Here is a 21,361-nt window from a genome sequence, read left to right on the forward strand (position 1 = left end):
GCTGCATGTCAGCCCGCGTGCACGTCGTCACCGACTCCACGGCGGGCCTGTCTGCGCACGAGGTGCTCCGCCACCCGCTGACCGTCGTCCCGCTGCAGGTGGTGATCGGCGGCACGTCGTACGACGACGGCGGCACCAGCGCCGACGCCGTCGCGGAGGCGCTGAAGACGTTCACCCCGGTCTCAACCAGCCGCCCCGCCCCCCAGTCCTTCGCCGACATGTACGCCGCCTGCGCCGCGGCGGGCGCCGAGTCGATCGTCTCGATCCACCTCTCCGGCGACATGTCCGGCACGGTGGAGGCCGCCATGATCGGCGCCAAGGAATCCCCGATCCCCGTCCGCGTCATCGACTCGCGTTCCCTCGGCATGGGCCTCGGCTTCCCCGTCCTAGCTGCTGCCGCAGCCGCTGCATCCGGAGCCACCCAACAGGAAGTCGAATCCGAGGCCCGCTCCCGAATGTCCGCGATCTCGTCGTACTTCTACGTCGACACCCTCGAGTACCTCCGCCGCGGCGGCCGAATCGGCCCCGCCCAGGCGCTCCTCGGCACCGCCCTCGCGGTCAAACCCCTCCTGACCATCAGCGCCGGCCGAATCGTCCCCCTGGAAAAGGTCCGCACCTCCTCCCGAGCCATCGCCCGCCTCGCCGACATAGCAGTCCAACGAGCCGGCACCGGCCCCGTCCAACTGGCCGTCCACCACCTGGCCAACCTCGACAAGGCCCACACCCTCGCGGACGGCCTCTCCACCCGCCTCCCACAGGCCGAGGAGATCGTCCTCCGAGAAGTAGGCGCCGTCATCGGAGCCCACGTGGGCCCCGGCATGCTCGCGGTAGTAGTAGCCCCGCTGTAAACCGCCTGCCACGCCACGCCACGCCCCCGCCCCGCCCCGCCCCGCCGCGCCGCCCCACCCCGCCGCCCCACCGCCCCGCCCCACCCCGCCGCCCGACCGCGCCGCCTACCGCACCGCCCACCCGCACCGCCCACCGCGCCGGCCCACCGCGCCCCGCCGCCCCCGCGCTACTTCCGCGACTCACCTTTTGTATTTCTCCGGCCGCCGCGACCTCAGCCCCCGCCGACCTCCCCGGCCGCATCCCCACCACCCCAACCCAAGTTCTCCACAGCAACAAATCTCCCCCGAGAAAACCGCCCCCCGACTCGTACTTTCCCTGGTGTGAAGTCACCACGCCGTTCTCCCGCGCCGGATCCGGCCGACCGCCAGGCTGCCCTGGGCAGGTTGCGCGCCGCCTCCGCCCCGAGACCGGCCGACGAAGGGGAGGACCAAGTGCGCGGCGGATGGATACCCGACACCGTGCTGCCCGAACGCCTACGTAGCACCCGCTGGACCGTGGCGCCCCGCCACCTGATCGTCATCGCCCTGATCCTCACCGCCGGCCTCACCTGGGCAGGCTGCTCCGTCCTCCGCTCGCGCCCCGAACCAGTCCCCACGACCCCCGCCCTGACCCCCGGCACCCCAGTCGCCCAACCACAGACCCCCAAACCATCAACCCCCGCAACCCTCACCATCCACGTAGCCGGCAAGGTCCGCCGCCCCGGCCTCATCCACACCAAACCCGGCACCCGCGTCGCCGACGCCCTGGAGGCAGCCGGCGGCGCCCTCCCCGGCACCGACCTGACCACCCTCAACCTCGCCCGCCCCCTCACCGACGGCGAACAAATCCTCGTCGGCACGACCACCACCGCCCCGCCACCACCCACCGCACCCAACGCACAATCCACCACGGTCAACCTCAACACCGCGACCCTCGACCAACTCGACGACCTGCCCGGCGTGGGCCCTGTCCTCGCCCAGCGCATCCTCGACTACCGCACCGAGCACGGCCGCTTCACCACGATCGACCAACTCCAGGAGGTCTCCGGCGTAGGCACCAAGAAGTACGAGGACCTGAAGCCCCATGTCCGCATCTGACCCGCAGGAACCGCCCGAAGAAGAACCGACCCTCGACGCCCGCCTCCTCCTCCCCGCGGCAGCAGGCTGGATCACCGCGATCCTCCTGATGCCTCACTCCAGCGCGATCGCCGTCATCACCACGGCAACCATCAGCGCGCTCTCCCTGACCCTCCTCGTCCTCGCACTCCGCCGCCGCTCCCGCCTCTTCTTCACCCTCGTCGCCATCACCGCCCTGTCCGCAGGCATGGCCGCAGCCTCGGCCCTCCAGATCCATCGACTCACCACCGGCCCTGTCCTGACCCTCGCCACGTCCAACTCCACCGCCAAGCTCCACCTGAAGATCACCAGCGACCCAGCAGTCCGCACCACCCCCGGCAGCCGCCGTCCTCCGTACGTCGTACTTAAAGCAACCGCCACCCAGATCACCGCCGAAGGAGCCACCACCCGTATCCAGACCCCGATCCTGCTCATCGGTTCACCCGCCTGGCAGCACGTCCGCCTCGGTCAGCACGTCGAAACCCAAGGCCGTCTCAGCCCCGTCGACCCCGGCTCCGACGTCGCCGCGATGCTCTCCGCCCGCGCGACCCCGAAACTCCTCGAAGACCCCGCCTGGTGGCTCCGCGCCGCCGAGCAGGTTCGCGCCGGCCTGCGCTCCTCGGTCGAGGATCAACCCGAAGACGTCCGCGGCCTCGTCCCCGCCCTGGTGATGGGCGACGAATCAGCCCTGCCACCCGACCTCGTCACCGACTTCCAACTCACCGGCCTGACCCACCTGTCCGCAGTCTCCGGCACCAACCTCACCCTGCTGCTCGCCTTCGTCCTCCCACTCGCGAGACTCCTCGGCGTCCGCGCCCGCGGCCTGACCGTCGTCGGCCTGCTGATCGTCGTCGCGTTCGTGATCCTCGCCCGCCCCCAACCAAGCGTTCTCCGCGCCGCCGCCATGGGGCTGGTCGCGCTGGCCGCCATGACCACCGGCGGCACCAGACGCCGAGCAGTCCGAAGCCTCTCCGTCGCAGTCATCGCCCTGCTCCTCCTCGACACCTCACTCGCCCGCTCAGCCGGCTTCGCCCTGTCAGTCCTGGCAACGGCCGGAATCGTCCTACTCGGCCCCGGCTGGCGAGACGCCCTCGCCAACTGGATGCCGCTACGCCTAGCCGAAGCCATCTCCTGCCCTCTAGCCGCCCAACTAGCCTGTACGCCGGTCGTCGCCTGGCTCTCCGGTCAGGTCTCCCTGGTCGCCGTCGTCGCCAACCTGCTCGCCGGCCCCGCGGTAGGCCCGGCGACGATCCTCGGCTTCGGCGCCGCAGGCGTCGCCCTGCTGAGCTCAGATCTGGCCCGCCTCGCAGGCTGGCTCGCGAGCTGGCCTGCCCGCTGGATCATCCTCATCGCTGAAACCGGCGCCGACCTTCCAGGCGCCGTCAGCCCGTGGCCCGCCACGGTCGTCGGCGTCACGGTTCTCACTCTGCTCTGCATCGCCCTGACCTTCGGCCTGCACCGCATCCTGACCCGACCACTTGCAGTCCTGCTCTGCCTGGCGATCCTCGTCTTCGTCGTCCTCCGCCCAACCCCACGCCTCGGCTGGCCGCCCGCGCACTGGGTGCTCGTCGCCTGCGCAGTAGGGCAGGGCGACGGTCTGGTTCTCCGCGCGGGGGAGGACACCGCAGTCGTGGTCGACACCGGCCCCGATCCCACTCCGATGGACCGATGCCTCCAGGACCTCGGCATCACCCACATCCCCATCCTCGTCCTCACCCACTTCCACGCCGATCACGCAGGCGGCCTCGCCGGTGCGCTCAACGATCGCCAGGTCGGCGAGATCGAAGTGTCGCCGTACCTGTCCCCACCAGCCGAGCACCGCCGGGTCCAAGCCCTGGCGGCCGCTCATCAGATCCCGGTCCGCCCGGTCACCTACCTGGAACGCCGAACCGTCGGACTCCTCACCTGGACAACCCTCTGGCCCGCGAAGGTACCAGCCATGCCCGCCAACCCATCGAGCACCAGCGACAACGAGAGCTCACCCGAGAACAACGCCAGCATCGTCATGCTGGTCGAGACCGCCGGTGTACGCATCCTGCTCACCGGCGACCTCGAACCCGAAGCCCAGCGTGCGATCCTCGCCGCGCACCCCGACCTCCGTGCCGACGTCCTCAAGGTCCCGCACCACGGATCTGCCCGCCAGGACCCCGAGTTCTTCGCGAAGGCCGGGCCACGTCTGGCCGTCATCTCGGCGGGTCCCGCCAACGACTACGGGCATCCGGCCCCGCGAACCCTCGACCTCCTGACCCGATCCGGCACCACCATCCGGCGTACGGACACCTCAGGCGCAGTCGCGGTCACGACCGACGAGGGCACCCTGGCCACCAGCACCCAAGGCCAACAGCCATGAGGACTTCGCCCCACGCAAGAAGTTCAGGAGTCCCAGATCGGTCCCAGAGCAGGGATTCCCAACCGCTCCATCCCGTGGACCACCGACCAGGTCACCTTCTTGTTCGACACACAGATCACCGCCTCGGCCTCCGAGTCCGCGTACGCCGCGTAGGCGAGCTTCACCATGTCCGGCTTGCCCTTGGCGTCGGTGTCCCAGATGACCGTGTCGGGTTGCGCGGCCAGGATCTCGTCGACCAGTTCCTGCCCGTACGTCTTCACCGGATCCCGCGTCACCCACACCAGCCGGTGCGGCACCCGCGCAGCGAGCACGTGCGCCAGCACGGGCCCGATACCGCTCCCGGTGACGACGTACACGACCCGCTTGAACACGGTCCCGTAGTTCGCCATCCCCGCCGTCGCGACACCACGTACCCACACGTGCGAAGGCGGTGCGTCGATGAACTCCCCGGTCCAGTCCCCGGCCCGCGACACCGCCATCCGGAACCCGTCCTGCCCCGGCGTCGGGATCACCGCGAAGCTGTGCCACTGCCGCAGCGGGTGCCGCGAGATCGCCCGCGTGGTGCCGGCCATCGGCGTACGACTCCCGCTGCGCACCAACGCGACATGCGACGACGGCCGCACGACCTCCACCGGAATCCGCCGCAACAACATCCACGGCACCAGCGAGCTGACCGTGATCACGACCAACACCCACACGGTCGGCGTACCGATCAACTCCGACACCAGCGACTCGTCCCCACGCCGCTCATCAACCAGCAGCACCGCGCCGACCCAGAACAGCGCCGAGAGCCCCCACCCGCCGAACCGATGCATCCGCTCGAACAGGTCATGCCGTCGCGCCCGAACCTTCGGCCGCGACGTCATCACGATGCCCATCAGCAAGGCGGCCTGCACGACGTACACCATCATCAACCCCGCCGCGACCTCACCGACCGCAACGACCGTCAGCCCGAAGAACCAGAACGTCCCGCAGACAGCCCCACCCACGTGCAACCCACCGAGGTGATACCCCTTGGCCAACGCCCACCGCACCCGCAAGGGCCACGACTTCGGCACCCGCATCACGACCCGCGACAACGCGTTCACGAAGAACTGCTGCCGAACCAGCACCCCCACCGCAAAGTTGCCCTGCGCAACCAGCGCCAGGTTCACCACGCCCTGCAGCCCGCCACCCCACCACGACTCCGCCAGCCCGATCCCAAGCAGGACCAGGTTGATCCCCAGCACCAGCGCCATCAACCGATGACTCTGCATCAACCGGGGATCCTTCAGAACTCGCCGCCCCAACGGCAACGCCGCCGGCAACACCACGCTGTCGAGATCCGGCGTACCCCGTCCCAGCTCAGGCGTGACCCGAACGACTCTGCCCATAGCTTCAACGCGGTGTCCAGTGCCGTTTCCTCTTGCGTGCAAGCGTTTCGGCCGCACGCCGGCACCCCGGCCGCCGTGCTTGACCCGCACGGGCGTGCCTTCCACGCCCGGAGCCCGGCCGTGCTCCGCCAACGACAAATCCACCGCACCCATGAAACTCCCCCAGAATTTCGAACCACCCCGAAGTACGCCGCCGGTCATCACCCCGATGCCCACGCCCGCGCAACCCGCCGAACCATCCCGGCGTCGCAGGCTGAGACGAGCCCGATCGCAAGCCGGTTCGCCGACCCGCGCGGGTGCAACACCACCGCAACAAAATCTCAACAGTCAGCGCGCCCGTCGATGCCCCTGGCACGTTCTCGCCGCCGACTGCGTCCTGCCGACTTTCCTCTTCTACTGTTGGGATACCGCCCCGACTCGAGCGCCGCCGGCAGCACTCCCGACAGCCGTCACCCGGACCATCGACCGAGAAAGCACGTTCCGCATGCCACGTCACTTCATCCTGGGAGCGGTTGTCCTCCTCGCCGCCGTCGGTTGTGCACCCGGCGCGCACTCCGCCGACCTCCCACAGGAACCCGCGGACGACCTGACGACGATCCTTTCCGGCGCACTACCCGACGGCATCGTCGGAAACATCTCACCGGCCGGGAAGGACCTGGTCCGGTACGACGACGGATCCGGCGCGGTCGTCCTGCAGGTCTCCGTGCGGCGCCTGCTCCGGGAGTTCCTCGACCAGGCGACGCTGTGCCCGCCGCTGTCCCAGGGCCCCTACGACCAGTGCGTCCGTACGACGGAACCCGACGGCGCCTACGTCACGGTCAACCAGGGCTTCGCCGAGGCGAAGAACCCAGCCGGCATCCAACGCTGGAGCGCCACCCTCGGCACCCCGGAAGGCGGCATCGTCGCCCTGACCGAGTGGAACGCACCCACTCCCGGCAGCACCGGCGCCTCGCGCCCGCACCCGCCGCTCACCCCCGAGCAGCTCCGCAGCATAGTCACCGCACCGGCCTGGGAACGAGCCTGGACCCGCCTCGCCGAACCCCCGACCCCACCCGCCGCCCCCAGCCGCGGAAACCTCGACCCCGAACAGATCCTCGACGTCCTCCGCCAGCACGTCCGCCCACCCCTGGAGATCACCCGCACGTACGCCGGCGGTCCTGGCTACGTGGAGGCCACGGTCAACAGCACCGGCGGCCCGACCCTCGTCACCATCACCGTCCAGCACTGGACCGACCCGTCTGCCTTGACCGCCCTCGTCACCAAATCCCGACGCCGCCCTGACGGCACCCAACTGGCCACCCACCACCAGAAACTCCCCACAGGCGCCACCCAGGACGACCTCGACGTCTTCACCCCCACCGGCACCAGAATCCTCATCACCCAACTCAACGCCGCGGCTCCAGGCCTCCCACCGACCTCCAAATCAGGCCCCCTGACCACCCCACAACAAACCGCGCTGGCCGAGACCCTCCTCCACCAAACCAGCTGACCAATCACCCCGGCCGCGGGGTGGAGGCGGGGACTGTCGGCGGCGCGTGGGATGCTGAGCGCAATATGGCTGCTCGGAAAAGTGGTGCGCCGAAGCTGGGTGACGTGCTGCTCGTCACCGGCTCGGAGACGTTTTTGGCCGATCGGGCCGTGCGGTCGGCGATCGCTGCGGTGTCCAAGGGAAAGACCGATGTCGAGGTCACCGATGTAGGCGCCGGCGAGCTTGACGTCGGCGTCTTCGCCGAGCTGACCGGGCCTTCGCTGTTCGCGACCGAGCGGGTCCTGGTGCTGCGGATGCTGGAGAACCTGCCGACGGAGATGGTCGCGCACCTGCTGGAGTACGCGGGCGCGCCGGCGGACGACGTACTGGTTGTCCTGGTTCACTCCGGTGGGCAGAAGGGCAAGGGCGTCCTCGACAAGCTCCGCAAGGCCTCGGTGAACGAGGTCGTCGCCACCGCACCGAAGACCTGGGAGCTGCCGCAGTTCGTCGCCGGCGAGATCCGGCTGCTGGGCGGGTCGATCGACGAGCGCGGGTCGTCCGCCTTGGTGGACGCGGTCGGGCACGACCTGCGAGCGCTCGCGGGGGCTTGCTCGCAGCTGGTGTCGGACTCCGACGGTCAACCGATCTCGACCGACCTGATCGGCCAGTACTTCGGCGGCCGCGCCGAGGTCACCAGCTTCGCGGTCGCCGACGCGGCGATCGCGGGCCGGACAGAGCCCGCCCTGGAGCAGCTTCGGTGGGCGCTGGACTGCGGCGTCGCCGCCGTTCTGGTGACAAGCGCGATGGCCGGCGGGCTGCGAGGGCTCGCAAAGTTCTCGAGCGCGCCACCCGGCCTACGGGAGGCAGACCTTGCCCGCGAGGTTGGCGTACCACCGTGGAAGCTGAAGACGCTCCGCCAACAGGCGCGCGGCTGGACGGCCGGCGGCCTGGCCACGGCGATCAAGGCGGTCGCCCAGGCAGACGCCGACGTGAAGGGCGCCTCGGGGGACGCGGGGTACGCGCTGGAACGAATGGTCATCACGGTCAGTCGAGCCCACGGGCGACGCTGAGCGCCCGACGTCCGTCGCGGGATCGGGCGAACGACTTGGCTCGGGAGGCCCTGTCGGTCGCGATGCGTGTGCAGAGTCTTCTGTGAGCTGAGCCGACAGACGACTTTGAGCCCGAGCGCGCGGGAGGCGCTCGGGGCGAGCGCGACCCAGACGTGTCCCGCGGGAGGGCGGGGCATCCTGCGTTTCCTGGGGTCGGTGCTGATGCGGCCGGGAGCTTCAGCGGAGTGGGGCGATCGCCTCGACGGTGTTCACGAGCGCGGCCTGCGAGTTCGGCTTCGGTTCGTCGGTGGGGACCTGCGGGACATCGAGTACGCCGCCTCTGGTGATCGTGCGGGGGGCAAGAAGCGGCTTCGGGTTGGTGATCCGGTGGGGCATTGATTTGTTGGCGGGGTGGAACGGGGCTGGCGCCGGGTGGGGGGTTGAGCACCGCGGGGATGGACGGGGTGAGGGTTACGTTGGGGCGTGGCTGCTTATGGGGAACTGCCGGGTGAGCTGGGGACTGAGCGGTTGTTGTTGCGGCGGTGGGTGCCTGGGGACGCGGAGGAGTATCGGGGGTTGTGGCTCGAGCGGGATGTTCGGGCTTTGCGGCGGGTGGGTGCGGACGGGCGGCCTTCGGTGGAGGAGGTTCGGGGGTGGTTGGTGGAGAATCCGTTGGCTGCGGCGCCGGGGTTGGGGTTGTTGGTGATGGAGCGGCGGGACAGCGGGGAGTTCGTGGGGTACTGCGGATTGACCGTGGGGGAGGGGTCGTTCGAGGAGCCGGAGATTGCGTACGAGTTGGCTCGGCGGGCTCAGGGGATGGGGTTTGCGACGGAGGCCGGGCGGGCGGTGGTGGAGGCGGCGGCTCGGACCGGGCGGCGGCGGTTGTGGGCGACCGTGCGGGAGTGGAACGACGCTTCGTTCCGGGTGCTGGAGAAGTTGGGGTTCGAGCGGAGTGGGCGGGTGACGCCGGATGCTGAGCGGGGGGACTCGGTGTGGATGACCCGGGAGCTGTAGCGGGGGGAGCTGGGAGCTCTGGCGGAGGGGGGAGCGCTGGGAGGTCTGGCGGGGTGGTTGCGGAGCGCGTCGGCAGCAGACCGCCGAGCAGTTTCTACGTCGTGCGCCCGTTCAGCATGACCCCGGTCTCGAGGATCGAGCCGAGGCGGAACTTGTCGTCCGAGACCGGTGCGGGGCTGTGGCGGAAGGCCCAGCCCACCCGTGGGGGTGCCGCCGGAGCCGTCCGGGGTCGGTGACGACGCGGTCGAGGCTGGCGGACTGCTCGACGATGACGTGGCCAGGGCGTGCTCCCTGGTGACGTGAACGCTCCCTCACCGATACGTACCGGTGGGGGAGCACGGATTCATCGGTCGGCCGGACGAAAGATCCGGGGACCGGAAAAGGGCACGCAAAAACGATCGGCCCGGTCCACCGTGGTGGAGGGCCGATCGTCAGGGTGCGATCAGAGCGAAGCGGCCTTCTTGAAGATGGACGACTTGCGGTTCGCGGCCTGGTTGGCGTGGATGACGCCCTTGCTGGCGGCCTTGTCGAGCAGGCGGCCAGCAACCTGGGCCTGCTCCTGGGCCTTCGCGGAGTCGCCGGCCTCGGCGGCCTCGCGGAAGCGGCGAACAGCCGTCTTGAGGGTCGACTTCACAGACTTGTTGCGAAGCCGCGCAGCCTCGTTCTGGCGGTTGCGCTTGATCTGGGACTTGATGTTCGCCACGGAGCAGAGCCTCGATCAGGAGTTTGCGGTCAGTACAGGAAAGGTGGCGGGTGCAGGGCGGTAAACCGACGCACACACGCGAAGAGACAGATTAGCAACAAGATCTGTGGTGCACCAAACCGAGCCTCAGCGTACGGCGGACTCCGCGGCCTGCTTGAGCCGGGTCAGCGTGGTGCGGATGCCGCGCTGGTTGTGGCCCGAGCGGCGGCCGAAGACCCGGTCGAAGGATGCCCGGACGACGGCCGGGCGGCGGTCGGTCCAGGTCTCGGTGACGGTGCAGGTGCCGTCGGTCTCCGGCGCGAGCTGGTAGGACCAGTCGGCCACCGGGACCGGGCCGAAGTGGATGTGGAAGGTGAAGACCTGGCCGGGTGTGGCCCGGGTCACCACGCCCTGGGTGAGCCAGCGGGCGGCGCCGATCCGGTTGTGGCCGACGAACCGGGAGCCTTCGACGGCGTACGGCGGCTGCCCGTGCCAGGTGACCTTGGTGCACTCCGGGGACCACTCGCCCATCCGCGGGAGGTCGGAGACGAGGGCGTAGACGGTCGAGGCAGGCGCGGCGACGGAGATCGACTCGGTGAGGTCGGGCATCGGAGGCTCCTTGGGGCGAACAGCGTGGCCGGACCGGCGAGCGTACGAGGACAACGGATCAAACCCCGGTACGACGGTGAAAACGTACCCGCAGCCCGTGACACGGCGCCGACCGAGCGTGACATCGCGCCGGCCCACCGGCATACTCAGGGCCCTCTGTGGCGCCGTTGGGGACGGCGGCCACCTGTCGGCAAGCCGACCAGCCAGCTCCGTCCAGCTCTGGAGGAACTCCGTGCCAGCTTCTGCCCGCCGGCGTCTGTCGGTGCTCACCGTCGCCGCCGTGAGCGCGACCGCCCTGGTCGCCACCGTCGTGAACCACGCGACGGCGTCCACTCCCTCCGCAACCCCGGAGCCGAGCGTCAAGGAGTCGGAGACCGGCGCCTACATCGTCCAGCTGGACGACTCCCCGGTCGCCGAGTACGACGGCGACATCGCCGGTCTGGCCGCGACCCGCGTGCTGCCCGGCGGCAAGCTCGTCAAAGAGGCGACCCAGGTGGTCAGCTACGTGCAGCACCTCGCCAACGAGCGGACCCAGGTGCTCGACCAGGTGCCCGACGTACAGAAGCTGTACGACTACGACTACACGTACGCCGGGTTCTCGGCCCGGATGTCGCACGACGACGCGGTGAAGCTGGCCAAGACCTCCGGCGTGAAGAGCGTCGAGCCGAGCGAGATCCAGCACCAGGACACCGTCGACACCCCGCGCTACCTGGGCCTGTCCGGCAAGGGCGGCGCCTGGCAGCAGGCCGGTGGCGTCGACAAGGCCGGCGACGGTGTGATCGTCGGCGTGATCGACTCCGGCTTCACCCCGGAGCGGCCGAGCTTCGCGCCGCTGAAGACGACCAAGCAGTCCGACGCGCTGATCAAGAAGAAGTGGAAGGGCACCTGCCAGGTCGGTACCGAGGCTCCGGTGACCTGCAACAACAAGGTCATCGGCGCCCGCTACTTCGACGCCGGGATCGGCGACCGCCCGATCCCGGAGGAGTACCGCTCACCGCGTGACTACGGCGGCCACGGCACCCACACCGCCAGTACGGCGGCCGGCAACCACGGCGTCGACATGACCGTGCTCGGCCGCGACTACGGCAAGGGCTCCGGCATCGCCCCGCAGGCGCGGCTGGCGATCTACAAGGTGCTCTGGGCCGTCGACGCGGCCGGTGGCGGCAGCGGCACCGACGCCGACATCGTGGCCGGGATCGACGCGGCGGTCGCCGACGGCGTCGACGTGATCAACTACTCGATCTCGGGCTCCGGTTCGACGTACGTGAACGCGACCGGCCTGGCGTTCCTGCGGGCCGCGAAGGCCGGCGTCTTCGTGTCGACCAGCGCGGGCAACACCGGCCCGGGCGTCAGCACGGTCGGCAAGACCTACCCCTGGGTGACGACCGTTGCCAACGGCACCCACGACCGCGACGTCCAGACCACGGTCACGCTCGGGAACGGCAAGGCCTACACCGGCGCCGGGATCGCGAACGGTACGCCGAGCTCGCCGCTCGTCCTGGCCAAGGACGCCGGCCTCGCCGGGGCCAACCAGACCAACCTGGTGCTCTGCATGCCCGGCACGCTCGACCCGGCCAAGGCCGCGGGCAAGATCGTGGTCTGCGACCGCGGCGTCAGCGACCGCGTCGACAAGAGCCGCCAGGTCAAGGCGGCCGGCGGCGTCGGCATGATCCTGGTCAACCCGACCGCGAACACGCTCGACTCCGACCTGCACTCGGTCCCGACCGTGCACCTGGACAACGTGGTCGGCCCGGAGGTCAAGGCGTACGCCGCGACCGCCGGCGCCACGGCCACGATCGCTGCTGCCAAAACCGTCCGCGTGAACGCGCCGAAGGTCGCGAGCTCGTCCAGCCGCGGCCCGTCCCCGGCCGGCAACGGCGACCTGCTCAAGCCCGACGTGATGGCGCCCGGCACCAACGTGCTCGCCGCGACCTCGGCGTTCGCGGCCGCCGGAGGCCAGTACGCGTTCATGAGCGGTACGTCGATGGCCGCGCCGCACATCGCCGGCGCCGCTGCCGTCCTGAAGGGCCGCTACCCGACCTGGTCGCCGATGGCGATCAAGTCGGCGCTGCTGACCACCGCCACGTCGGTGAACACCGAGGGGCAGCCGATCCAGAACGACGCCGGTTCGCCCGGCAACCCGTTCGGCTACGGCGCCGGCCTGATGCAACCCAAGCAGGCGATGGACCCGGGCCTGGTCTACGACTCGTCGTACGACGACTGGGCGCGGTTCGTCTGCGGCTCCGGGCAGGTCGGCGCGACCCACGAGCTGTGCGCCAAGGGCAAGATCGACCCGAGCGACCTGAACTACCCGACGATCGCGATCGGCGACCTGGCCGGTAAGCAGACCGTCAAGCGGACCGTGAAGAACGTCGGCAAGCTGCCCGAGGTGTACTTCCCGAAGGTCGAGGGCCTGGCCGGTTTCAAGGTCACAGTGACGCCGAAGCTGCTGGTCCTGCTGCCGGGCGCGAGCGCGTCGTACCGGGTGACGTTCGAGCACAACGGCGCGCAGCTGGAGACGTACTCGTTCGGCAAGCTGCACCTGCGCTCCGCGCGGCACGAGGTGACCAGCACGCTGGCGATCCGGCCGCTGACCGTCAAGGCGCCGGTCCAGGTCAACGGCACCGGTGCCAGCGGGTCGGTCCCGGTCCCGCTCACCTCCGGGTACGCCGGGACGCTGCAGACCTCCGTCGCCGGCCTGACCGCGGCAGCGGTCAACGAGGCGACGCTGAAGAACCCCGGCGGGGTCTCGTTCCCGACGGCGAGCCCGGCGGCCAACGAGCACGTCGCCAAGAGCACGGTGACGGTCCCGGCCGGGACGAAGTACGCCCGCTTCTCCACCTTCGACGCGGACTACCCGGCAGGCACCGACCTCGACGTCTTCGTCTACCGAGCCGGTACGACGACCCTGCTCGGCAGCAGCACCGGCGGCTCGGCCGAGGAAGAGGTGAACCTACCCGCTCCAGCCGGTGGCTCGTACGACGTGTACGTCGACCTGTTCGCCGGTGCCGACGAGCAGGCGGTCAAGCTGAACCACTGGGAGCTCCAGAGCGCCGCCGGCAACCTCACGGCGACTCCTGCCAGCCAGCCGGTACAGGTGGCCGGCCAGGCGAGCGTCACTGCTACCTGGTCCGGCTTGACCGCTGGTACTCGGTACCTGGGTCTCCTCTCCTACTCCAACGGCTCCGACGGCTCCGGCTCGACAGTGGTCCGCGTCGACAGCTGACAGGAGACAGCTGAGAGCAGAAACCGAGAGGCCCCACGCCGCGCAGCGTGGGGCCTCTCGGCGTACTCAGGGCTGGACCAGCGTCAGCAGCTGACCGTCAGGGACAGCCATCGCCCGCTCGCAGCTCCCGTTGGTGACGTCGCAGCGGTACACCGACCGGTCCTTCAGCTCGCCGAGGAGACGGTTGCGGCCGACCGGTGTGGGTGCCCGGGTCGGAGTTGCCGAGCTGTTGCGGAGCACGGCCAGGACGTGGGTCGAATCCTCGAAGACCGGCCCGTTCAGGTCGTCGATCGCGACCGGCGCCCGGAGAGTGGTCTGCCGACCGGTGGCGACGTCGACCGCCAGCCTCTGCTCTCCGAGCAGCAGGGTGCCGCCGTCGGCGGAGATCGTCGGGTACACCATCCGGCCGCCCTGCCCGCAGTACTCGCGGTCGACGACCAGCTTGCCGCCGACCAGTCGCGCTGCTTGCATGCACCACCGCTCGGCTTGTGGACGGACCTGGACCAGGACCCGGTCCGAGTCGGGCCGCGCTACCAGCCGGAGATCGAAGCCAGGGATGCTGAGCGGGGTGAGGCGGCCGGTGGACGGCTGCCACACCATGGGTTGCGAACCGACCTTGTAGTCCTCGGCGAGCCAGACCCCGTCCTTGTTCCAGCCGTAGATGACGGTGGTCAGGTGCGGCAGCGTCACGGACTTCAGTTGGCGGCCGGATGCCACGTCGTACGTCGCAACCCGGGTCTTGCCCCCGCCGAGCGGCTCGGCCGTCGCCAGCTGCCGGCGGTCCGGCGAGAGCGTCAGGTACCGGCTGTCCTTCGGCCCGAAGGACCGGACCTTGCCGTCCTGCTTCAGCATGCCCGGCTGCTGCATCCGGCCGCCGCCGGGACGCTCGGCCGCCAGCGAGGCAGCCCAACCGCCCGCCACTCGGCCTTCGAGCCGGGAGACGTTGCTCGGCATCGCGACGGTTCGGGCGCCGTCGTGCAGCGTGGACTGCTCCTTGTCCGGGTCGGTGAGGTAGTAAGGCACCGTGAGGCCCGGTGCCGGCTTGGCCGGGTCCGCCGTCGGGTCGCCGAGGCGGGTGAGGAACGGGACGGTGAGCACCAGTACGGCGCCGATCGCGGCGGCGGTCAGGAGCACGGGCCAGAGGTGGCGCTTGGCGGACGTCTCCAGCCCCGGCGGCTCGGCGTTGCCGGGGACCGTCGCGGCCTTGGTCTGCAGGTAGTCGCGCAGGCGGGTCTCGGTGTCGTTCATCAGGCGTCCTTCAGCTGCTCGGTGAGGATCGCGAGGCCGCGCGACGCGGTGGCGCGGGCGGTCGACTCGCTGATCCCGAGGATCTGGGCGATCTCGGCGTGCGGGAGATCGAGGTAGTAGCGCAGTACCAGCACCTCGCGGGTCCGCCGGGGGAGGCGGCTCAGCGCGCGCTGCACCTGGAGGCGTTCCTCGCCGAGCACGACCTCGCTCTCGGCGGAGGCGCCGGGCCGGTCGGCCGGCGGGATGTAGAGCCGGGCGACCCGGCGGCGGCGCAGCGTGGAGCGGCTGCGGTTGAGGACCGTCGTCCGCAGGTAGCCGAGGGCCTTCGCGGAGTCGTCCAGGGGCCAGCGCCGGTACAGCTCGGCGAAGGCCTCCTGGACCAGGTCCTCTGCGGACTGACGGTCGTCGACCATCAGCACCGCCAACCGGACCAGGCCGACCCAGTGCTCCCGGTACAACCGGGTCACGGCAGCCGGCGCGTCGTCGGGCACCGGTACGGCGGCGCCGATACTCACCATTGGGTTCGTCACACCCCTCTAGACGCCCGGCACACCGGAACGCTGCGTCAGCGCCCGAGGCGCTCCCGCAGCCAGTCGAAATGCACCAGCGCCGTTTCCCGCTGCCAGGCGCGCATGGTCGGGATGTTCTGCTGCGGCGGCTGGGTGCTGCCCCACAGGAGCCCGGCCGCGATGGCGGAGATCAGCCCGTCGACACCGGGCTCGTCCGGGAGCGCCGGGAGGTCCACAGCGCCGTACATGTCGGCGCACATGATCACCGTGTCGGTCCAGACCGGGCCGAGCGAGGCATGCGCCCAGTCGATGAACACCACCCGGTCCTCGGTGAGCAGCAGGTTGTCGGCGCGCAGGTCCCAGTGCACCAGAGCGCTGCCCTTCGCCAGCTCGTCCAGCCCGGTACGGGCGAGCTCGGCGAGCTCCTGCTCGCTGCCCTTCGCCCAGTCCGGTACGGCGACGCCGTCGGCGATCAGCAACTCCCAGCGGCTCAGGAACGCCTCGCTGCGCTCAGCAGCGACCGGCGCCTCCTCCCACGGCGACGGGTCCAGCGACTCGGATAGCTCGGCCAGCGCGTCCAGCACCCGGGAGGCGTCGTGCTGGTGCCACGGGTGCGGCGGGATGTAGCCGGAGATGTCCTCCAGCAGGATCCCGACCCAGTCGCCGTCGTCGTACACGCCGTACAGGCCCGGGATCTGGGGGAGCGGGCCGATCGCCTGCATCGCGGTGATCTCGTTGCGGATCAGCTGCGGCGTGCCCGGGTTGAGCTCGGGCCCGACGGCCTTGACGAACGCCCGCCGGCCCGACGACGTCACCAGGCGGGCAGCGACGCCAGGAGAGAAGCCGCCCTGCTGGGTCGCCGCCGACACCACCGACGAGCCCAGCGAGCGCTCCACCCACGACCGCACGCCCGCCGGGGCGCTCTCGTAGGGCAACCGGTCCACCACCGCGTGTGCCATACGGCAAGAGGGTAGACGGCGGCCGGGGCCGTCGCAGCGGATTTCCACCGGCCGGACCAGCGGGCCCGGCCGGTGGTCTTCCTACGGCCGGCCGAGCCCAGGGCCGGCGGGTCCTGACCTCTGCGGACCGTCCTGGATCCGCTCGCACCGGCCGCTGATCACGTCGCAGCGCACGGTCACCCCACGGGTGGTGCCGATCCCGCCCGAGGTCAGCACGTGGGTGGCGTCTTCCCACAAGGACTCGTGGTCGGGGCGGAACACCAGCGGCGGCACCTGCAGACGGGCCTTCGCGCCGGTGTCGACGGAGACTCTGTCGACCGCACTGGCTCCGGCCAGCAGGTACTTCCCGTCGGGCGACAGGGTGCCGCTGTTGCTGCCGCACTGCTCGCGCAGCGTCTCGAGCCGCGAGCCGTCCAGCACGGCCACGCGGACACAGGGCTCTGGTTCCTGGCCGCCCTCGTCCTCGTCCCGCTCGTCCAGCAGCACCCGGTCGGTCGTCCCGTACGCCGTGAGCCGCCGTCCGTCCGTGTCGACCGGCACCGGATCGGAGCCCGGTCGCCACAACCGCGTCTTCGAGTGCTCGCGCTCCTCCATGAACCAGATCCCGTCGGCGTTCCAGCCCACCACCTCGGTGTTCCGGTCGGTCGGCACCGACGCGGTCTCCTTGCCGGTGGCAACGTTCCGGACGCTGACCCGGGCCCCGCCGTCGCCGGTCGGGGAGACGAACACCAGCTGCCGGCGGTCCGGGGACAGGCTGACCCCGTCCCCGGTGACCGGCCCGAACGACGTGAACGCACCGGACGTGTCGACCCGCCCGAGCTCGGGAGCCGCGCCCGGGCCGGTCGCGCGGTACCGTCCGACGATCCATCCGCAGTCGACCCGGCCGGCCGGGAAGTAGACATATCGCTCTCCGCGGACCAGACCGGCGGATCGACAGGCTGCCGGTGCAGTACGGCGAGCTTGCGGCGGCGCAGGACCGACCGGCTGGTGTTCAGCACGGCCGACCGCAGGTAGGCCTCGACCCGGGTGCCGTCCTGGATCTTGTCCCAGCGCCGGTAGACCGCCGCGAAGGACTCCTGGACGGCGTCCTCGGCCGAGGCGCGGTCGCCGAGCATCAGCAGCGCCAGCCGGACCATCCCGGCCCACTGCTGCTCGTAGAGCACGGTGATCGCGGACTCACGCTCCGCGACCGGCGGTGGGTGAGAGTCGGAGCCCCCCAGGCTCAGCGTCATGTTCGTCACGGTAGAGAGACCCCGGGCCACCCGGTTTGTTGCACGGCCGGACGCTTCGATGCGCAAACGGCTGGCCCGGCATGGGAAGATGGAGCAGTTGTCCTGTCTCCATCCTCAGACGAACTGGATCCCTCCGTGCCCGCTGGACCCACGACCGTTCCGCAGCCGGGTCGTACCGACCCGACGCTGATCCGGAACTTCTGCATCATCGCCCACATCGACCACGGCAAGTCGACGCTGGCCGACCGGATGCTGCAGATCACCGGCGTGGTCGACCCACGGCAGATGCGGGCCCAGTACCTGGACCGGATGGACATCGAGCGCGAGCGCGGGATCACGATCAAGTCCCAGGCGGTCCGGCTGCCGTTCACGCCGAAGCCGGACACCCCGGGCGGCCTGCTGGCCGCCGACGGTACGACGTACATCCTGAACATGATCGACACCCCCGGCCACGTCGACTTCACCTACGAGGTGTCGCGGTCGCTGGAGGCCTGCGAGGGCGCGGTGCTGCTGGTCGACGCGGCGCAGGGGATCGAGGCGCAGACGCTGGCCAACCTGTACCTCGCGCTGAACGCGGACCTGCACATCATCCCGGTGCTGAACAAGATCGACCTGCCGGGCGCGATGCCGGAGAAGTACGCCGCCGAGCTGGCGCACATCATCGGCTGCAAGGAGTCCGACGTCCTGCGGGTCTCGGCCAAGACCGGTGAGGGCGTCGAGGACCTGCTCAGCGAGATCGTCGCCCAGGTCGAGCCGCCGAAGGGCGTCAAGGACGCGCCGCCGCGGGCGCTGATCTTCGACTCGGTCTACGACACCTACCGCGGCGTGGTCACCTACGTCCGGGTCGTCGACGGCGAGCTGAACCACCGCGACAAGATCAAGATGATGTCCACCGGTGCGGTGCACGAGATGCTCGAGGTCGGGGTGATCTCGCCCGAGCCGGTCAAGGCGGCCAGCATCGGCGTCGGCGAGGTGGGGTACCTGATCACCGGCGTGAAGGACGTCCGCCAGTCCCGGGTCGGTGACACCGTGACCTCGTCGGTCGGCGGCGCCACCGAGCCGCTCGGTGGGTACAAGCACCCCCAGCCGATGGTCTACTCCGGGCTCTTCCCGATCGACGGCGACGACTACCCGACGCTGCGCGACGCGCTCGACAAGCTGCAGCTCAACGACGCCGCCCTGCAGTACGAGCCGGAGAGCTCCGGCGCGCTCGGCTTCGGCTTCCGCTGCGGCTTCCTCGGCCTGCTGCACATGGAGATCGTCCGCGAGCGGCTCGAGCGCGAGTTCGACCTGGACCTGATCTCGACCGCGCCGAACGTGGTCTACCGGGTCGAGATGGAGGACGGCAAGGAGTTCACCGTCACCAACCCGAGCGAGTTCCCCGAGGGCAAGATCGCCGACATCTACGAGCCGGTGGTGCGGGCCACGATCCTGTCCCCGAAGGACTTCATCGGCACGATCATGGACCTGTGCCAGACCAAGCGCGGCAACCTGCTCGGCATGGAGTACCTGTCCGAGGACCGGGTCGAGCTGCGCTACACGCTGCCGCTGGCCGAGATCGTCTTCGACTTCTTCGACCAGCTGAAGTCCAAGACCAAGGGCTACGCCTCGCTCGACTACGAACCGACCGGTGAGCAGTCCGCGGCGCTGGTCAAGGTCGACATCCTGCTCCAGGGCGAGACCGTCGACGCGTTCTCCGCGATCGTGCACCGCGACAACGCCTACGCCTACGGCGTCGCGCTGGCCGGCAAGCTCAAGGAGCTGATCCCGCGGCAGCAGTTCGAGGTGCCGATCCAGGCCGCGATCGGGTCCCGGATCATCGCCCGGGAGTCGATCCGGGCGATCCGCAAGGACGTGCTGGCCAAGTGCTACGGCGGTGACATCACCCGGAAGCGCAAGCTGCTGGAGAAGCAGAAGGAGGGCAAGAAGCGGATGAAGATGGTCGGCCGGGTCGAGGTCCCGCAGGAGGCCTTCATCGCCGCGCTGAAGACCAACGAGCCCGCCGAGAAGGCCAAGAAGTAGGTGCCGGCCGTCGAGCTCCCGGCCGGGTTCCTGGTCGTCGGGTCGCGCGGCCCGGACTGGGCCGCGTTCCTGGACCGGCTGCCGAAGCTGGTCGACGAGCTGCTCGGCGAGTGGGAGCTGAGCGTCGACGGCCCGGCGGGGCACGGCGAGTGCGCGATCGTCGTACCGGTGCTGACGCGAGCCGGCGAGGCGGCGGTGCTCAAGGTGCAGTTCCCGCACTGGGAGGCCGAGACCGAGCATCTCGCGCTGCAGGCCTGGGGTGGGCGCGGTGCGGTGCGGTTGCTGCGGGCGGATCCGCGGCGGTTCGCGCTGCTGCTGGAGCGGTTGTCGCCGCGGGACCTGACGTCGGTCGACGACCGGGAGGCGTGCGAGATCGTCGGTACGGCGTACGGCCGGTTGCATGTCGCGGCCGGGCCGCAGTACCGGACGCTGTCGGGGGAGCTGAAGCGCTGGACCGAGGAGCTGCGCGCGCTGCCCGCGTCGGCGCCCGTCCCACGCCGGTACGTCGAGCAGGCGATCGCGCTGGGCACGGACCTCGCCGCCGATCCCGCGACCGACGGCCGGCTGATCCACTCCGACCTGCACTACGAGAACGTCCTGGCCGGTGAGCGCGAGCCCTGGCTGGTCATCGATCCCAAGCCGCTGTCAGGCGACCCCTGCTACGAGGTCGCCCCGCTGCTCTGGAACCGCTGGGACGAGGTCGTTGCCTCCGGCGACATCCGCTTCCGCGTCCGCTCCCGCTTCTACACCGCGATCGACGCCGCGGGCCTGGACGAGGACCGCTGCCGCGACTGGGTGATCGTCCGGCAGATGCTGAACGTCCTGTGGACGGTCAAGGACGCCGGGGCTGATCAGTCGCTGCCTCAGGATTGGTTGACCCGCAACATCGCGATCGTGAAGGCGATCCAGGACTAGTCCCACCAGCAGGTCCAGACCCGGTTGTCCTTGAGCTTGCCGGCGAGGTTCTGCACGGTGTCGGAGTCGTACAGGTCGTAGGCGCCGTCGTTGTACCGCAGGTAGGTCGCCGCCGCGGTGTAGGCGTCCTCGTCGGTCGCGGGTGGGCGGCCGAGCACCAGCTCGAGCCCGCGGTACGGGAACGAGGCGGGCACGGCACGGTACTGCTCGTGCAGGTAGCGCAGGAACGCGACGTGCTCGTCGATCGGCAGCGTCTCGTTGTCCTCGCCGAGGTGAGCGAAGACGTGCCACGGCTCGGCGCACTCCACCAGCGCGAGCAGTACGTCGTACCCGATCAGCTGGACGCTGCCGTCCGGGCCGCTCTCCAGCCCGGTCGCGCAGCGGAGGATGTCCCGGCCCAGCGGACCGGCGTAGTCGGTCTGCTGCGCGAGCTCGATCCCGTCGGGTCCCTCCCGGCCGGCTGTGGTCGGGAGGGGCCGGTACGACGCGAGCCTGGCCAGGAGCTCCTGCGGGTCGACCTGGCCGGCGGCGCTGACTACCTCGTCCGCGGACCGTGGTTCGCCGGCGTACTGGAAGAAGTCCGGCGGCAGGACCACCGGGTGCAGACCGGTCTCCGCGCGGGCGGCGGACAGGCGTGACCACTCGGCGGTCACGGAGTCGCCGGTGGTGGCGAAGCCGATGATCTCGGCGCCGGACGCGGCGCTGCCCAACCGGGTCAGCGGTGGGAGATCGGGAAAGCGGGCGGCGAAGTTCATGGCGGAC

18 protein-coding genes and 1 pseudogene are annotated in these 21,361 nt (G+C 70.3%); 9 read left to right on the forward strand and 10 right to left on the reverse strand.

Translation table 11 applies throughout. The features are described 5' to 3' along the window. Positions 1 to 5 precede the first annotated feature (5 nt). The 3 genes from AB0M01_RS27615 (at position 6) to AB0M01_RS27625 (ending at position 4,293) form a co-directional block, all read left to right on the forward strand. A complete protein-coding gene (locus AB0M01_RS27615) occupies positions 6 to 848 on the forward strand; it encodes a DegV family protein (protein WP_363674468.1) in 843 nt (280 codons plus the stop codon). Positions 849 to 1,343: 495 nt separating this feature from the next. Continuing rightward, a complete protein-coding gene (locus AB0M01_RS27620; RefSeq protein WP_363674470.1) occupies positions 1,344 to 1,925 on the forward strand; it encodes a ComEA family DNA-binding protein in 582 nt (193 codons plus the stop codon). Further along, positions 1,912 to 4,293 (forward strand): ComEC/Rec2 family competence protein, encoded by a 2,382-nt coding sequence (locus AB0M01_RS27625; protein ID WP_363674472.1) that lies wholly within the window; start codon positions 1,912 to 1,914, stop codon positions 4,291 to 4,293. The genes AB0M01_RS27620 and AB0M01_RS27625 overlap by 14 nt, the downstream gene beginning before the upstream one ends. A 23-nt stretch (positions 4,294 to 4,316) precedes the next feature. Here AB0M01_RS27625 and AB0M01_RS27630 read toward each other — a convergent pair whose 3' ends face one another. Then, positions 4,317 to 5,549 (reverse strand): hypothetical protein, encoded by a 1,233-nt coding sequence (locus AB0M01_RS27630; protein WP_363674474.1) that lies wholly within the window; start codon positions 5,547 to 5,549, stop codon positions 4,317 to 4,319. A gap of 601 nt (positions 5,550 to 6,150) precedes the next feature. Between AB0M01_RS27630 and AB0M01_RS27635 the strand changes: the two genes are divergently transcribed. Together AB0M01_RS27635 and holA are read left to right on the forward strand one after the other, a co-directional pair. Then, positions 6,151 to 7,155 carry a hypothetical protein gene (locus AB0M01_RS27635; protein WP_363674476.1) on the forward strand — a complete coding sequence of 335 codons (1,005 nt, stop codon included), beginning with the start codon at positions 6,151 to 6,153 and terminating at the stop codon, positions 7,153 to 7,155. A 65-nt stretch (positions 7,156 to 7,220) separates the two neighbouring features. Continuing rightward, positions 7,221 to 8,204: a DNA polymerase III subunit delta gene (gene holA, locus AB0M01_RS27640; protein ID WP_363674478.1), complete on the forward strand. Its 984-nt coding sequence runs from the start codon at positions 7,221 to 7,223 to the stop codon at positions 8,202 to 8,204. Positions 8,205 to 8,420: 216 nt separating this feature from the next. Here holA and AB0M01_RS27645 read toward each other — a convergent pair whose 3' ends face one another. After that, the gene (locus AB0M01_RS27645) at positions 8,421 to 8,579 is read right to left on the reverse strand and encodes a hypothetical protein (protein ID WP_363674480.1); all 159 of its coding nucleotides are present in this window, start codon (positions 8,577 to 8,579) and stop codon (positions 8,421 to 8,423) included. 87 nt (positions 8,580 to 8,666) lie between these two features. Between AB0M01_RS27645 and AB0M01_RS27650 the strand changes: the two genes are divergently transcribed. Continuing rightward, positions 8,667 to 9,197: a GNAT family N-acetyltransferase gene (locus AB0M01_RS27650; RefSeq protein ID WP_363674482.1), complete on the forward strand. Its 531-nt coding sequence runs from the start codon at positions 8,667 to 8,669 to the stop codon at positions 9,195 to 9,197. A 442-nt stretch (positions 9,198 to 9,639) separates the two neighbouring features. On the opposite strand, the gene rpsT is transcribed toward AB0M01_RS27650, so the two are convergent. Then, positions 9,640 to 9,900: a 30S ribosomal protein S20 gene (rpsT, locus tag AB0M01_RS27655; protein ID WP_344167817.1), complete on the reverse strand. Its 261-nt coding sequence runs from the start codon at positions 9,898 to 9,900 to the stop codon at positions 9,640 to 9,642. Between the two features lie 126 nt (positions 9,901 to 10,026). Continuing rightward, positions 10,027 to 10,488: an SRPBCC family protein gene (locus AB0M01_RS27660; RefSeq protein ID WP_363674484.1), complete on the reverse strand. Its 462-nt coding sequence runs from the start codon at positions 10,486 to 10,488 to the stop codon at positions 10,027 to 10,029. A 232-nt stretch (positions 10,489 to 10,720) separates the two neighbouring features. Here AB0M01_RS27660 and AB0M01_RS27665 point away from each other — a divergent pair, with 232 nt between their 5' ends. Continuing rightward, positions 10,721 to 13,714, forward strand: a complete 2,994-nt coding sequence (locus AB0M01_RS27665; RefSeq protein ID WP_363674486.1) for a S8 family serine peptidase — start codon at positions 10,721 to 10,723, stop codon at positions 13,712 to 13,714. Positions 13,715 to 13,780: 66 nt separating this feature from the next. Here AB0M01_RS27665 and AB0M01_RS27670 read toward each other — a convergent pair whose 3' ends face one another. From AB0M01_RS27670 to AB0M01_RS27690, 5 genes and pseudogenes are all read right to left on the reverse strand, one after another. Further along, on the reverse strand, positions 13,781 to 14,962 hold the full coding sequence (locus AB0M01_RS27670; RefSeq protein ID WP_363674488.1) for a hypothetical protein: 1,182 nt from the start codon (positions 14,960 to 14,962) through the stop codon (positions 13,781 to 13,783). Continuing rightward, positions 14,962 to 15,480: a sigma-70 family RNA polymerase sigma factor gene (locus tag AB0M01_RS27675; protein ID WP_363674490.1), complete on the reverse strand. Its 519-nt coding sequence runs from the start codon at positions 15,478 to 15,480 to the stop codon at positions 14,962 to 14,964. Before AB0M01_RS27675 ends, AB0M01_RS27670 begins: the two co-directional genes overlap by 1 nt. 47 nt (positions 15,481 to 15,527) lie before the next feature. Beyond that, a complete protein-coding gene (locus tag AB0M01_RS27680) occupies positions 15,528 to 16,430 on the reverse strand; it encodes an aminoglycoside phosphotransferase family protein (protein ID WP_363674492.1) in 903 nt (300 codons plus the stop codon). Positions 16,431 to 16,511: 81 nt separating this feature from the next. Further along, positions 16,512 to 17,159 carry a hypothetical protein gene (locus AB0M01_RS27685; protein WP_363674494.1) on the reverse strand — a complete coding sequence of 216 codons (648 nt, stop codon included), beginning with the start codon at positions 17,157 to 17,159 and terminating at the stop codon, positions 16,512 to 16,514. A gap of 242 nt (positions 17,160 to 17,401) precedes the next feature. Beyond that, positions 17,402 to 17,662: pseudogene (locus AB0M01_RS27690) on the reverse strand (sigma factor); the annotation flags it as partial. 135 nt (positions 17,663 to 17,797) lie between these two features. On the opposite strand from AB0M01_RS27690, the gene lepA reads away from it, so the two are divergent. Together lepA and AB0M01_RS27700 are read left to right on the forward strand one after the other, a co-directional pair. Continuing rightward, positions 17,798 to 19,684: a translation elongation factor 4 gene (gene lepA, locus AB0M01_RS27695; protein WP_363674496.1), complete on the forward strand. Its 1,887-nt coding sequence runs from the start codon at positions 17,798 to 17,800 to the stop codon at positions 19,682 to 19,684. After that, positions 19,685 to 20,599 carry an aminoglycoside phosphotransferase family protein gene (locus AB0M01_RS27700; protein WP_363674498.1) on the forward strand — a complete coding sequence of 305 codons (915 nt, stop codon included), beginning with the start codon at positions 19,685 to 19,687 and terminating at the stop codon, positions 20,597 to 20,599. Here the strand turns inward: AB0M01_RS27700 and AB0M01_RS27705 are convergent. Further along, on the reverse strand, positions 20,596 to 21,354 hold the full coding sequence (locus AB0M01_RS27705; protein WP_363674500.1) for a DUF4253 domain-containing protein: 759 nt from the start codon (positions 21,352 to 21,354) through the stop codon (positions 20,596 to 20,598). The genes AB0M01_RS27700 and AB0M01_RS27705 overlap by 4 nt on opposite strands. Between the last annotated feature and the right edge of the window lie 7 nt (positions 21,355 to 21,361).

The organism is Kribbella sp. NPDC051770 (genome assembly GCF_040681455.1).
Lineage (GTDB): Bacteria > Actinomycetota > Actinomycetes > Propionibacteriales > Kribbellaceae > Kribbella.

What these genes read in the sequence shown, in the direction of transcription:
- holA (WP_363674478.1), top strand. Translation starts at nt 7,221, where the DNA reads ATGGCTGCTCGGAAAAGTGGTGCGCCGAAGCTGGGTGACGTGCTGCTC.
- AB0M01_RS27705 (WP_363674500.1), bottom strand. Translation starts at nt 21,354, where the DNA reads ATGAACTTCGCCGCCCGCTTTCCCGATCTCCCACCGCTGACCCGGTTG.
- AB0M01_RS27660 (WP_363674484.1), bottom strand. Translation starts at nt 10,488, where the DNA reads ATGCCCGACCTCACCGAGTCGATCTCCGTCGCCGCGCCTGCCTCGACC.
- AB0M01_RS27630 (WP_363674474.1), bottom strand. Translation starts at nt 5,549, where the DNA reads ATGCAGAGTCATCGGTTGATGGCGCTGGTGCTGGGGATCAACCTGGTC.
- AB0M01_RS27625 (WP_363674472.1), top strand. Translation starts at nt 1,912, where the DNA reads ATGTCCGCATCTGACCCGCAGGAACCGCCCGAAGAAGAACCGACCCTC.
- AB0M01_RS27645 (WP_363674480.1), bottom strand. Translation starts at nt 8,579, where the DNA reads ATGCCCCACCGGATCACCAACCCGAAGCCGCTTCTTGCCCCCCGCACG.
- AB0M01_RS27615 (WP_363674468.1), top strand. Translation starts at nt 6, where the DNA reads ATGTCAGCCCGCGTGCACGTCGTCACCGACTCCACGGCGGGCCTGTCT.
- AB0M01_RS27635 (WP_363674476.1), top strand. Translation starts at nt 6,151, where the DNA reads ATGCCACGTCACTTCATCCTGGGAGCGGTTGTCCTCCTCGCCGCCGTC.
- AB0M01_RS27670 (WP_363674488.1), bottom strand. Translation starts at nt 14,962, where the DNA reads ATGAACGACACCGAGACCCGCCTGCGCGACTACCTGCAGACCAAGGCC.
- AB0M01_RS27675 (WP_363674490.1), bottom strand. Translation starts at nt 15,480, where the DNA reads ATGGTGAGTATCGGCGCCGCCGTACCGGTGCCCGACGACGCGCCGGCT.
- AB0M01_RS27680 (WP_363674492.1), bottom strand. Translation starts at nt 16,430, where the DNA reads ATGGCACACGCGGTGGTGGACCGGTTGCCCTACGAGAGCGCCCCGGCG.